Annotated in this window: 7 protein-coding genes; all 7 read right to left on the minus strand. The window is 53.9% G+C overall.

Translation table 11 applies throughout. The features are described from left to right. Positions 1-246 precede the first annotated feature (246 nt). Entirely contained in the window at positions 247-1,044 is a 798-nt protein-coding gene (locus tag ACYVI1_RS23300; protein ID WP_460913253.1) for a DUF4397 domain-containing protein, read from the minus strand. A gap of 14 nt (positions 1,045-1,058) precedes the next feature. Then, positions 1,059-2,600, minus strand: a complete 1,542-nt coding sequence (locus tag ACYVI1_RS23305; protein WP_460913254.1) for a RagB/SusD family nutrient uptake outer membrane protein — start codon at positions 2,598-2,600, stop codon at positions 1,059-1,061. A 20-nt stretch (positions 2,601-2,620) separates the two neighbouring features. Further along, positions 2,621-6,187: a SusC/RagA family TonB-linked outer membrane protein gene (locus tag ACYVI1_RS23310; protein WP_460913255.1), complete on the minus strand. Its 3,567-nt coding sequence runs from the start codon at positions 6,185-6,187 to the stop codon at positions 2,621-2,623. Positions 6,188-6,202: 15 nt separating this feature from the next. Then, positions 6,203-7,186 carry a FecR family protein gene (locus ACYVI1_RS23315; protein WP_460913256.1) on the minus strand — a complete coding sequence of 328 codons (984 nt, stop codon included), beginning with the start codon at positions 7,184-7,186 and terminating at the stop codon, positions 6,203-6,205. Between the two features lie 48 nt (positions 7,187-7,234). Beyond that, the gene (locus ACYVI1_RS23320) at positions 7,235-7,888 is read right to left on the minus strand and encodes an RNA polymerase sigma-70 factor (RefSeq protein ID WP_460913257.1); all 654 of its coding nucleotides are present in this window, start codon (positions 7,886-7,888) and stop codon (positions 7,235-7,237) included. Positions 7,889-8,124: 236 nt separating this feature from the next. Continuing rightward, complete coding sequence (locus tag ACYVI1_RS23325) at positions 8,125-11,463, minus strand: VCBS repeat-containing protein (protein WP_460913258.1); 3,339 nt, start codon at positions 11,461-11,463, stop codon at positions 8,125-8,127. A gap of 78 nt (positions 11,464-11,541) precedes the next feature. Further along, positions 11,542-12,990: a RagB/SusD family nutrient uptake outer membrane protein gene (locus tag ACYVI1_RS23330; RefSeq protein WP_460913259.1), complete on the minus strand. Its 1,449-nt coding sequence runs from the start codon at positions 12,988-12,990 to the stop codon at positions 11,542-11,544.

Below are 12,990 nucleotides of genomic sequence, written 5' to 3' on the forward strand. Positions count from 1 at the left end.
CACTCGGCCTGGGAGTAGATGGGCGATTCGTTCCCACTGCTGGTCGGTAATTTCATAACGGCGCGCATGGTGCAAAGATGAAACGCTTGGCTAACTTTACCTAACTGTCAACACGCCCTATTTTCCGGCAAAAAGCCAAAAAAGAATACGTTGACACGTTCATATCGTATGGAAAGGGTATCTCCTCAATGTAGACAGAAGGCAACCAATCGGTTGCCTTCTGTCTATTTCCAACCTATTGTAACGTCAAAGCGGATTACTCCAACGATTGGCGTGGTAGCTGATGTCGAAGGCGTAGCCACCGAAGGTATTTCCCGGCGATGGCACCGTGCGAAAACCCCTCGCCCAGATGCTGTAACAGCTATTTTTGTCGATAATCACGTTCGTCTTGTTTTTTACGACAGTAGACGCGCCAGCCACCCGAAACTCAATGGTATAGATGCCGGGGTCAATCTCGAAAAACTCTTTTACCCCCTTGTAGGCTATGCTTGTAGCCAGTGTGATTGGTCCCGATGGGGACCCGGCTGTGATGTATAGGTCGAGTGGTCCCGAATCGGGCGAGTAATTCATGATACGAACTTTGGCTTTGCCCGGTGTGGGTAGGGCGAGGTCATCATTGAGTAGCAGGAACTCCGTTTTTTGAGCAGTTCCGACGGAATACACCGAATAATAGTTATCCGCCTGGGTCTGGAAGGTCAGTTCGCCCACTTTGGCGGCCCCACCCGGCGGGTTGTTCGACTGCGACTGGGCCGTATCGAAGCGCATGGTCATGGTACCCGGCGCAAAGGCTTTGTAGCCGTTGCTCCAGGGAAACTTGATTGGAAATGTATTGAACTGGACGTTGTTATAAAACGGAAAAATGGCGATTTCCCGCTGGGCCGCTGCGGGCTGGGTTGCCGAGTTAGGCGTCGCATTGACAAAGATGATCTTGGCTTTGTCTTTTTCCTCGCCCAATACGCCCATCGGTTCATTCTCCTCGCAGGAGATCAGGCTCAGGCCCGCCAGTGCAAGGGCAGGCAGCAGACATAATTTGTATAGTTTCATAGGTATGAGTTGGTTTAGTAGCCGGGATTCTGAGTCAGGAGCGGGTTGTTGGTCAGTTCGATTTTAGCAACCGGAAACAGCAGTTTGTCTTTGGTGAATGCGTCGCGTTTCTGATTTACTTTCAGCACGGTGTTGGCGTAGTCGAAGCCGTAGCGCAGCAAATCGAACCAGCGGTGGTTTTCCAGTGCCAGTTCTTTACGCCGTTCTGAGCGAATCAGGTCACGGTACTGGGCCTGCGTTAGTCCGCTGGTCAGGTCGCGGGGCGTAGAGGGCGTGGTCAGGGGTAATCCAAAGGCCCGCCGACGCAGCCGGTTCACATACTCCAGACCCTGCGTATCGAGCGTACCCGTTTCGTTGGTGGCTTCGGCGTAAATCAACAGAACCTCGGCCAGGCGGTAGACCGGGAAATTCTGCTGCCCTGTGGCCCCGCTGCCAGGCACATAGTGTTTGCCCGTAAGCCAGTTCTGTTGGCCCGCACCGTTACGCCCCTGGGTAAAGTTCACGTCCCGGCGCAAATCACCCGTTTCGTACTCCTGAACCAATCCACCCCGGAACCCCGGTTCGTTCGTCACATCGTCATTGTCCGTCGGGCGGTATAAACCCAGATTGACGGCACCTCCGTTAGAATCAGTTACAGGCCCCATAATGTAACTGAAACTATTGCCAAACGGGGCCGTACCTGACGTCTGCCCATTGTTAGCGAACTGGATCTCAAAAAGCGATTCAGGGCCGTTTTCGGCTCCCCCTTTAGCGGCAAAGTTGTCGGCGTACTTCGCGTTCAGACTCAGGCCACTTTGGGTAATCACCTGAGCCGCTGTCGTTTTGGCTTCGGCGTAGTTTTTCTGCGTCAGATAGACATCGGCCAGCATGGTTTGTGCCGCCCAGCGCGTAGGACGCCCTTTTTCGTTGCCCGCCCCACTGCCCGAGTACACAGATGGCAGCTTGGTGGCCGCGTCTTTCAAATCGTCGATAATCTGGGCGTAGACCTGAGCCGCCGACGACCGGGCAATGTTTACTTCAGTAGGACTTTTGATTTCGGTGGTTCGTAGGGGTACATCGCCAAACAGCCGCACTAAGTTGAAGTAAGCAAAGGCCCGCAGAAATTTGGCTTCCCCCACAAACTGTTCGGTGTATAGGCCACCCGACGGGTTGCGGGCCTGGGAAATCGGGAAGGTAAGCCCCGGTACGCGGTTGGTAACGACATTGGCGCGGTAGATGAGCCGGTAAAGGTCATTCCAGAGGCCAAACGTAACCGCGTTATCGGCGGGGAGCTCAAAGTAATCGAGTGTATTATACGCCGTGGAAGCTGATTTACTGGTGCTTATCACGTCGTCGCTGGCATAGTCGATGTACAGCAAATTGTTGTTGCCCCGATACAGGTCCGCGCCCGTCAGCAGGTTGTAAATGCCATTGACAGCCGAGACGGTTCCGGCAAAATCGGTGAAGGTGACATCGACGGTCTGCACGCCCACGGGGTCGGGCGACAGCAGTTTATCGCAGCCTGTCGTCAGGTGCAGCAGGGCGGGCAGAAGCAGGAGTCGTATGAATCGTTTCATAATCAGACAGGTCAGGACGGTTAGAAGCTGAGGTTCAACCCTAAAATGATTGATTTGGCAATGGGGTACGCACCGGCATCGACCCCATTGGTTGTTACGCTGGAGCCGAAGCTGTTTACCTCAGGGTCCCAGCCCGGATACTTCGTGAAGGTCAGCAGGTTGTTGCCCTGCACGTACACTCTGGCTCTGGTCATTTTTGCTTTTGCCAGTACCGGTTTGGGCAGTTCATACCCAAGCGTAATGGTTCGTATGCGTAAAAAAGAACCATCGTCGAGGAAGCGGTTGGAGGGCAGCAGCGGGTTGTTGTTGCGCGGCACCGGCACGGTGGTTTGCACCCCCGGATTAGACGGCAGCCAGCGGTTTTCGTAGGTTGACCGCCATACGTTCCCCTCGAACGTTTCAGACGTCAGACGAGGCTGATTCCAGACTAAATTACCGTGTTGGAAATTACTGAACACGTTAAGCGACAGTCCTTTATAGCTGAATGTGTTATTAAGGCCACCAAAGAAATCGGGGAACGGCGAGCCGTACCACACCCGGTCGGCATCGTCGATAACCTTATCGCCGTTCAGGTCGACGGGGATAAAATCGCCGGGGGCAAAATAAGGCTGGTTGCCGATTTTGTAGGCGGGTGCAGTGGCAGCCTGCTCCCACGTCTGATACTGCCCTTCTTCCTTCAGCACATAGAAGCCCCCAATGGGATGGCCCACTTCGGTGCGGTTGATGTACGCCCCCGCCCGGTTTATGTTCACTCCCGTAATGAAGGGCAACGTTCCTAAACTCACCACTTCGTTTTTGTTGGTCGAGATATTGACATCCACGTTCCATCGGAAACTGCCCCGGTTGATGGGGGTGGTGTTCAGCGCGAACTCGAAGCCCCGGTTGCTGATTTTACCGATGTTGGTCGTGTAGGCGTTCCCCACCCCCGAGATGACCGACAACGGGGCGCCACCCAGCAGGCCGTCGGTAAGTTTATCGTAGTAATCGGCGGTAACGTTGATGCGTCCCTGCAACAGGCTCAGGTCAAGGCCGATGTCGAACTGCTTGTTGCGTTCCCAACGGATGTCGGGGTTTTCAAACCGGGTGGGCGCTACGCCCGTCACAATCGTGTTGCCCCAGACCGTATTGGCTCCCCCGGCCAGGGCTGAAAACAAAAAGTCGCCGATATTCTGGTTCCCCGTAATGCCATAACTACCCCGCAGTTTCAGGTCAGAGATTAACCGGCTTTGTTTGAGAAAGGCTTCTTCGGATACGCGCCAGCCCAGGGAGAAGGAGGGGAAAATACCGTACTGGTTGTTGGCCCCGAAGCGCGAAGACCCGTCCCGTCGAATTGTCCCCGTAACCAGATACCGGTCTGCGTAGGCATAATTGGCCCGCACAAACTGCGACACTAACGCGGAGGTTGTCTGGCTACCGGAAGCACCCGTTGGCGTAGGCTGGTTGCTCAACTGGTCGAGTGCGGCACTGGGCGACCCCTGCCCACTGGCTCCCATCGTTTTCTGCACAAACTGCTGCGCCGAGAACCCGGCAACAACGTTAAGGCTATGCCGCCCAAACGAACGGTCGTAGGTAAGTAGCTGGTCGGCCAGCCAGTTCAGGGTTTTGGGCTGACCAATGCTAACAGTCTGTACGGTGTTGGCATCGACACCCCTCTGCCATACCGGAACGAAACTGGTCAGTTCGTTAAACAGATAGTCGACCCCAAATACGGACCGGAACCGCAGGTCTTTGGTAATCTGGTATTCGCCATACAGGTTCGACGTAATCCGGTAGCGGTCCGTGTTCCGTTTGCGCTGCAGTACGTTGGCCACGACGTTGCCACCCCCGTCGCCGTGCAGGCCCCCGCTGATGACATTGTTGGGACGCCCGGCAAACTGCCCGTTGGAATCATAGACCAGGCCTAAAGGCGACGCCGTAGTCAGGGCGTAGAGCTGACCCTGGAAAAACTCATCGGCATCGATGCTGTTGCCTGTCTGGAAGTTCAAGGCCGTTCGGGTGCCGAATTTGAGCCGGTCGGTAGCTTTTACGTCGAGGTTCAGGCGGGTCGAATAGCGTTTGGAATAGGTATTCAGTATGATTCCCTGCTGATTGAAGTAATCGGCACTGACGGCAAACTGCACCCGCTCGTTCCCCCCCGAGGCTGAGAGGTTATAGTTCTGCATCGGAGCCTGACGAAACAGCGCATCCTGCCAGTCGGTACCGTCGTAGAGCAGGAATGGGTTAACGGTAAATACGTCGGTTCCTTCGCCCCCGCGTGTACCCGCGTTTCGGCGCCACTCGAACACCAGTGCCGCCCGGTCGCGGCCGTTCATGACCGGTATTTTCTTCCGAAGCGTTTGCACGCCGTAATAGGCATCGAAACTGATGACCGTTTTGCCGACTTTCCCAGATTTGGTAGTAATCAGGACGACACCATTTGCCGCCCGCGAGCCGTAAATAGCCGTTGCCGAGGCATCCTTCAGCACTTCCATGCTCTCAATATCGTTGGGATTGATGCTGGCCAGTGGGCTGGAGGCATTCGATATGGCTCCGCCCGTACCCGTATTGCCAATGCCCAGGCTGTTGTTGGCTTCATCCCAGATGAGCGGAATTCCATCCACTACATACAGCGGCTGGTTGGCCCCATTTCCCGCCGTCGAGTTTACGCCCCGGATACGAACCTGTACTGCGCCACCCGGTGCCCCGTTCGACTGGATTACCTGCACACCGGCTACCCGGCCCTGTAAAGCCTGGTCGGCCCCCATCACCGGCACCGCCTGGATTTCCTGGGCCGATACGCTGCCCACCGCTCCGGTAATGTCGCGTTTTTTCTGGGTGCCGTACCCAACGACCACTACTTCGTTCAGCGTTGCGTCAGCGGGTTTCAGGGCCAGGTTTATGATTCCCTGAGACCCCACCCGTACTTCCTGGCGTTCGTAGCCGATGTAGCTGAATACCAGCACGCTGTTGCCGTCGGGTACATTTAGCTGAAAATCGCCGTTGGCGTTGGTCGACGTGCCCCGGTTCTGGCCTTTCACCGCCACACTCACGCCGGGCAGGGCTTCTCCTTTTTCACGGTCCGTTATCCGGCCCCGAACGGGAATTTCCTGCGGCTTTTCCGGCTCAACGGCCAGTTGCGTAGCTGCGTCCATAGCGGCAGACGGGGTCAATGTTGTCGCTGAATTGGAGGCCGGAACCAGCACATCAGGAAATCGGCTGTTGAGGCTCAGGCTGGCTGTTTTTCGGTCGACTTTACGGGCTAAAATCAGGTACGTTCCTTCTTTCACCCGCTTGTAACGCAGGTTAAAAGGCTGTAAAGCCCGCTCCAGCAAGGTTTCAAACGTCCCGGTTGTCGGCAGGGTATTGGCGGGTAACGTGTACCCCTCGATTACCTTATCTTCAAACAGAATCTCGACCTGGTACCGGGTTTTTAGCTCATTCAGCACCGCTTTTAGTTTGCGGAGGGCTACCGGAGGGCGGTCCGTTGGTTCGCTTTGCCCCAGTTGGCTGGCCATCGCCAGGGCTTGACTCCAGACAGGCTGCGGACTAATCAGCAGGGCACCTACCAGCCAGGCGCATAGCCCGAAGTGGGGTAGTGTTTGTTTCATAGGAAGAGGGTAGATTTAGTCAAAGAGTATTACCTGGTCGTTCTGGCGGTTGTAATTCACCTCCAGCAGTTCCGTCACCACCTGAAGCAACTCCCCGGCAGTGGTCGCTTTGAACGTTCCTGAGATAGTCCGCGAGGCCAGCGTTTCGTCGCGGATGGTGACATGGAGACCATAATTCTCTTCCAGCAGCCGCGCAATGTCAAGCAGCGATGTTTGGTCGAACACAAACTGGTGGTATTGCCAGGCTTTGTGTTGGTCTGTGCGTTTGGAATGGTTAAGCTGAACCCGCCTGTTCAGGTAAAGCTTTACCATATCGCCAGGCAGCATAGTCAACCGTTCGGGTTTGCTGATTCCCTGGTAATCAATCTGTACTTTCCCCTGATGGAGGACAACCTGAGCATCCCGATTGCGGGCATAGACTGTAAATTCAGTGCCGAGCACAGTCACATCAAACTGCCTGTCGGTATGCACTATAAACGGCTGATGAGTCGGCAGATGGCGCACCGAGAACGTAGCCTCTCCGGTCAGAAAAACGTCTCTGGACGATTCGCCAAAGCCGAATCGGGGAAAGCGCAGTTGCGAATGGGCATTCAGGGTAACCACACTGCCATCGGGCAGGGTCTCTTTACGAACCTCTCCATAAGCCGTTTCAATCGTTTGAGTCAATACCGGTTTTCTGAACAGATAGCCCGTTGCCAGCAAACTGACCAAAACCACTGACGCTGCGGCTACCCAGTGAATTGGAAACAGAGACACCTTCTTTTTGGCTGTGCTGGCGGGCTGTTCGTATACCTGAATCTGCTGCTGTAGCTTCTCCAACACGCCATCTTCATCGGGATGATATTGCAGATTCAGCCGGTCCCACTCCTCCAGGCATTCGTAATAGTTCTCCTGATTGACAGGCTCTTTCAACCATTCTTCAATCAGGCGCTGCTGCAGGGGCGTAGCCTGCCCGGAAAAGTGTACAAAAAGCAGTTGTTTATGGACGATTGTATTCATTTCAGTCAATGCGTTTATATGGAGTAGACAGCAGGTCGTTGTCTTACCCTACTTCGATAGCCAGCCCGTTATCCAGACAAGCATCCCAACATGGATCACTTTTCTTAACTGGAGCAATGCCCGCTGTATATGCGCTTCGACAGCCTTGAGCGAAATTTGTAGCTCCTCCGCGATTTCCCGCTGTTTTTTGCCCTCGAACCGACTAAGCACAAACACGCGCTGACACTGGGGCGGCAGCAGCTTGATCTCGGTTTCAAGGCGTTGATACAGCTCGGTGCATTGCATTATGCTCTGAGGGTCTTCGGAAAGCACGTCTGTGACCGAATCCAGATCGATGGGTTTGCCTAACTGATTATCCCGGCTAAACTCGTGCTGAAGGTGATTGAACACCCGGTTACGCACCGCCCGGTACAGATACGCCCGGTAGGACGTGGTGATGTGTTCATGGACTTTATTTTTCCAGAACCCCATAAACACATCGGCAACAATATCTTCCGCAACATCGCGGGCATAGGTAAACCGGACCGCCTGATTGCACAAGACTTTATAGTATCGCCGGAATAAAAACTCGTATCCCCGGCGGACATCCAAAGCAAACGCCTGCCTTATCAGGTACTCACTGTTCATCACCGCGCCATCTTCCCGTTGCAGGTAAGGTGTAGTGGAGTCAGTGTGATTGAGGTTGTGATTCGGTTCGGGCATTGCGGCAGGCTGCTGAACTTGTGTGCTGTATCTCGATAGACAGGATATAGTGAAGTTACCCTATGTGTAATCTCAGATTTTTTATAAATTATTAGTGATATTTCCAGGCAGAAGGTATTGATATTTGCTCATCCGCCACACCACTAATTGTCGGGGCAATGTGGCTCAACGTGCCCGCAGTACACTACTCGAAGCCTTTACTATTTGGTTACCACTGTCCTCCACAGGTAAAAAGATTAATTACGGAGACTTGTAGCATTCCTGCGAAGGAGCGGATTGGGAGTTAATGCCTGAATCGGTGCGGAATTGGTGCCCACCAGCCAGCGAGGCTGCCCATTCACCTGAAGTTTCACCAATGATTTCATGTCACCGGACAAATGAACACCACTCTGGTTAGGTGTTAACGGCCGGAATTGGCCCCGCCCGTTGCCCAACAGTAACAACCCGCAGGAGGCATCGTATCGACCTGTTATAAAATCGGGGGAGAACTGGTTGCCAATGGCCAGCACATCCAAATGACCATCTCTGTTCACATCTTCCACGCTAAAATTGGTTAAGGGTGCCAGTTGGGCCATCATTGGCAACGGGCGGGGCACCAATTGTAATGTGCCGTCAGCCGAGACCCCTTTGTTTTCCAGATAGACAGACGCGAATGAGGTGGCCTTTAGCGATGTTTTCAGTTCGTCATCCATAAATAGATCGATAATCCCGGCCTGGGCAAACTGGTGATACGTCAAAACCTTTTTCTTCAACGCAGGCAGACGGCCTACCAACTGATCGCGTCCCCCCAGAGTTACTTCCTGCCCGTTTAGGTAGTAGCTTACAACAGGCTGTACGCCAGTACCGTAGGGCACTGCATACACCGATACGGGCTGCTCTGCACTGGGCTGGAATTTGTTGTTTAGCCCCCCGTTGCCCACTACAAAATCGGCATCCCCATCCCCATCGAAATCACCTGCAGCCACGCAGTTCCACCACCCGCTATCCGCTGATTGATACCAGCGTTTTAACTGACCCTTTTCGTTTTTGAACACGGTGATGGGCATAAACTCGCCGACTACGACCAGATCAGGCCAGGTGTCTTTGTCAATATCTGTCCAGATCCCATCGGTAACCATTCCCACATAGGAAAGCTCCGGCGTTACGGTCTGGGTCGTATTGGTAAATGTGCCTTGTCCATTATTACGAAGCAGAAAACTCTCCGGAGCCTGCGGATAGCCGTTCGGCAAAACCCGACCACCCACAAATAGGTCTACATCGCCATCCCGGTCAAAGTCGGCCGCCCGGGCGCAACTGCCGCTGGCGTATTCTACGGGTACGCTTTCTTTACGCCGACTCAGATTGCCCTTTCCATCATTGATGTACAGCCGATCCTGGTAAGCGGCCGTCAGGGGATTGTACTCATTACCACCACTGACCACAAACAGGTCCAGATCCTTATCGCCATCCGCATCGAACAGTACGCCCCCCTGGTCTTCGAAGCCCGGATCAGGCATCAGACGTTGTGTGAACTGGCCATTCGCCTGCTGAAAAAATAAGCTGCCCGCCGTCCGGGCGGGGCCACCGGCCCAAATGTCCTGACGGCCATCGCCGTTCAAATCGCCGGTTGCCAGATAGGGGCCTCCATGCGAGAATCGGTGGGGTAACAAAGGCTCGTTATTGAAATCTTCATAGTCATTTTCGCTATGGACGAACGACAAGCCCGACTGAACCGCCAGCGTTTGAAACGGAACCGGCTGGTTCGCACGGGCCAATCGACCAAAACTAAAATCTGCTGTTATACCCCTGGCCTGCTGATACACCAGGGTTAAGGTGTGGTTGGCCGGGAGATCCGTCAGCACCTGCCGCTTTCCGTCAGGCCAGATTACCTCCACTGTATCTACCCGAACCGCCTGCCCCAGACCAAAGTGGAGGTTGGGTTCCTGGCTCGACTGAAAACCCCGGTAAGGCGTATACTCGGCGAACTGTTCGAGTTTACCCGTAACCACTCTCACTTTCGTTCCTGTCGACACCCGACCCGTCAGCTTTACCCGCAGGTAATGGTTTTTGTTGTACTGTTCACTCCGATTACGGAATACCGAGGCTGGGGCATTGAGGTTGTTGGTTACCAGGTCCAAATCGCCATCGTTGTCCAGATCGGCGTACACCGCCCCATTCGAGAAACCCCGTTTGTCCAGCCCCCAGGCCCGGCTCTGGTCGGTAAAGGTCAGATCACCCGGTTGCCTGCCTCCATTATTCTGGAAGGCAAAATCAGGTTTGTCAACAGGTTCCAGTTCCTCAACCCGTTTGAGAAGCCGCTCGCGCACCACTTCATAACGGCCATCGGTCATCTGAGATTCGGCGTCCCGGAAGGCCGTGAAGTCGTTGTCGGTAACATCCCGGGGAATACCGTTGGTAATAAAAATATCCTTCCAGCCGTCGTTATCGAGGTCGGCGAACAGGGCCGACCAACTCCAGTCGGTTTTATGAATGCCAGCCAGTTGTCCGATTTCGCTGAAACTACCGTCGCCGTTGTTGAGTTGCAGCATGTTACGGGAATACTGAGGCAGATACCCCTGCCGGAGCGACAGGTTGAATAGATCATTGCTTGTACCCGCTCCCATCAGCTTTTGCCGCCTGTTGTCATCGGGCATCATGTCCACCGTCAGAATATCGGGGTACGAATCGTTATTGAAGTCGGCTACGTCGCAGCCCATCGAGAAGCGAGCCGTATGACGCAGGAAGCGGTGGGCACTTTCGGTAAATTTGCCCTGCTGATTGATATACAGATTATCGTCGTAGGCGAAGTCATTGGCTACGTACATATCCGGCCAGCCGTCCTGATTTATATCACCCATAGCTACGCCTAAGCCAAACCCTTCGGTCGTCACCCCGGCCGGGATAGACACGTCCGAAAAACGTCCATTTCCCTCATTACGGTAAAGCTTGTCACTGCTTGGCGAGGAACCGTCCGTAACTTTGACCTTGGGAAAATTCGGGTTTACTTTTTCGTGATAGTGGGTCAGCAGAAACAAATCCAGATCGCCGTCCTTATCATAATCCAGAAAAGCGGCCTGCGTTGTAAACCCTTTGAAGTCAACGCCATAAGTATGCGCCTTTTCTGAAAAGCGAACAGACCCATCGGGTTGTTTTCCCCCGTTTATAAAGAGTTGATTCGGGGTGTTGTCAAGTCCGGCATGACAGACGTAAATATCCTGCCATCCGTCGGCATTGACGTCGGCCACGGCGACACCGGCGCACCAGTCTTTTGTGGTTAGGCCTGCTGCTTCGGTGATATCGTCGAAGGTGAAGTTTCCCCGGTTGCGGTACATTTTACCCGATACCTGATTGCCCGAAAAGTACAGGTCTGTCAGGCCATCGTTGTCGAAGTCGGCGGCCGCCACGCCCCCGCCCATGTAGAAGTAATCGTACTCAAGGATGTTGTTGGTCGATACCGGCTGCAACCGATTTTCGAACCGGATACCGGTTTGAGAAGCGGGTAAATCGGCGAACAGCGAATTGGATACCTCACCGGAGCGACACGTCAGCAGCAGCACCGCACTACAAATGCAGCCTAAAATAGCCTTGACCACCATAAAGGAATTAAAAAAGTGGCCGAAGCAGACAACCGATTCCGTTGTTAACTTCGGCCACAGCGCATCATTTTAGATTCGTTAATAACCTGGATTCTGCTTCAGTGCTTTGTTGGCATCCAACTCCGATTGCGGCAGGGGAAACAGATTTTGGTGAGCGGGCAAATCGCGGTTGTATTCTTTCCTGACAAAAGCAGCCGCCCGCCCGGTTCGGGTCAGATGATACCAGTGATTGAACTCAGCTACGGTTTCTACCCGACGTTCATGGAAAATATCATCCATCGCTTTCTCCTTCGTGGCAGGAGTAATGGCTGCCAGCCCGGCGCGTGCACGCACTTTATTCAACTGGATGTACGCGTCCGGAATTCGCCCTAACTCAGTCAGTGATTCTGCATAGCTCAACAACACTTCGGAAAAACGGAGTTGGGGGAGGTTCAGCGGACTGTGGTCGTTTTTGTAAGGCCCCACCCAATATTTGGTAAACGCATGGCCACTGGGGGTCAGGGAATCAGCCATAGTGAACCCATAATACTCCTCGCCGGGCGCCAGAATAATGGCTTTACGACGAAGATCGCCCTTCTCAAAGGCAGCGATGACCTGCTTGCTCGGATACTGAACGCCCCAACCCCCAAAAGGTACGTACTTTTCCCCAATGCCTCTCGGAGCCTGCTTAGTCGGAAAATAATGGCCGTTGCGGCTGGGTCCCCAGCCCAATTGTGAATCGCGGTACTGGACTTCAAAAACGGATTCTTCGTTGTTCTCATTTTCCAGCGCAAATACCTTTCGGTAGTCCTTCACTAACGCGTAGGAGCCGATGGCAAACAACGATTCAGCCGCTTTAGCAGCTTCCGACCACTTTTTCTGGTATAGGGCGGTCTCGGCCAGATAACCCAGAGCAGACCCTTTCGTCGCGCGCCCCACATTGGCGGCATCCCATTTGGCGGGCAGCAGCGAAGCCGCATCGGTCAGGTCTTTACTTACCTGATCAAACACCTGCGCCACGGGTGTACGAGGCACGTCGGTAGGCGAAGACGCATTTTGTTCTGTCAGAATAAGGGGAACATCGCCCCAGGCACGCGCCAGCATGTAATACCCGAAGCCCCGGATAAATTTGGCTTCGCCCGTCAGGCGGTTCTTCACCTCCGGCGTTAAGCCAGAAACTGTTTCCAGTTTAGAGAGCACCAGGTTGGCTCGATTCACCGCCAGATAAAGGGTGGTCCACTCGGCATTAAGATACCGGTTGGTAGAAAGAAACTGGAGTTTTTCTAAATTAAAATAATCGGCGTCTTCGTTGGGTCGAACATCGCCCGTAGGCATCCCCGCCAGGGCCTGCCAGGAATCGCCCGAAGCGTCCCACTGCATAGCAAAATAAGCGGCATTGATGCCTGACTGAAATTCAGCCTCCGATTTCCAGTAGTTCGAATCAACAATCTGCCCCTGTGGAGACGAATCGAGGAATGAGTCTTTGCAGGCCCAGACGGTCAGCAACAAGGCCGACACGGTTAAGGCCATGATTAGTTTTAGTTTCAT

This window comes from Spirosoma areae (assembly GCF_054781775.1).

Excerpts from the sequence above, each read along its gene's own strand:
- ACYVI1_RS23305 (WP_460913254.1), bottom strand. The coding sequence starts at position 2,600 with ATGAAACGATTCATACGACTCCTGCTTCTGCCCGCCCTGCTGCACCTG.
- ACYVI1_RS23320 (WP_460913257.1), bottom strand. The coding sequence starts at position 7,888 with ATGCCCGAACCGAATCACAACCTCAATCACACTGACTCCACTACACCT.
- ACYVI1_RS23300 (WP_460913253.1), bottom strand. The coding sequence starts at position 1,044 with ATGAAACTATACAAATTATGTCTGCTGCCTGCCCTTGCACTGGCGGGC.
- ACYVI1_RS23315 (WP_460913256.1), bottom strand. The coding sequence starts at position 7,186 with ATGAATACAATCGTCCATAAACAACTGCTTTTTGTACACTTTTCCGGG.
- ACYVI1_RS23325 (WP_460913258.1), bottom strand. The coding sequence starts at position 11,463 with ATGGTGGTCAAGGCTATTTTAGGCTGCATTTGTAGTGCGGTGCTGCTG.
- ACYVI1_RS23310 (WP_460913255.1), bottom strand. The coding sequence starts at position 6,187 with ATGAAACAAACACTACCCCACTTCGGGCTATGCGCCTGGCTGGTAGGT.
- ACYVI1_RS23330 (WP_460913259.1), bottom strand. The coding sequence starts at position 12,990 with ATGAAACTAAAACTAATCATGGCCTTAACCGTGTCGGCCTTGTTGCTG.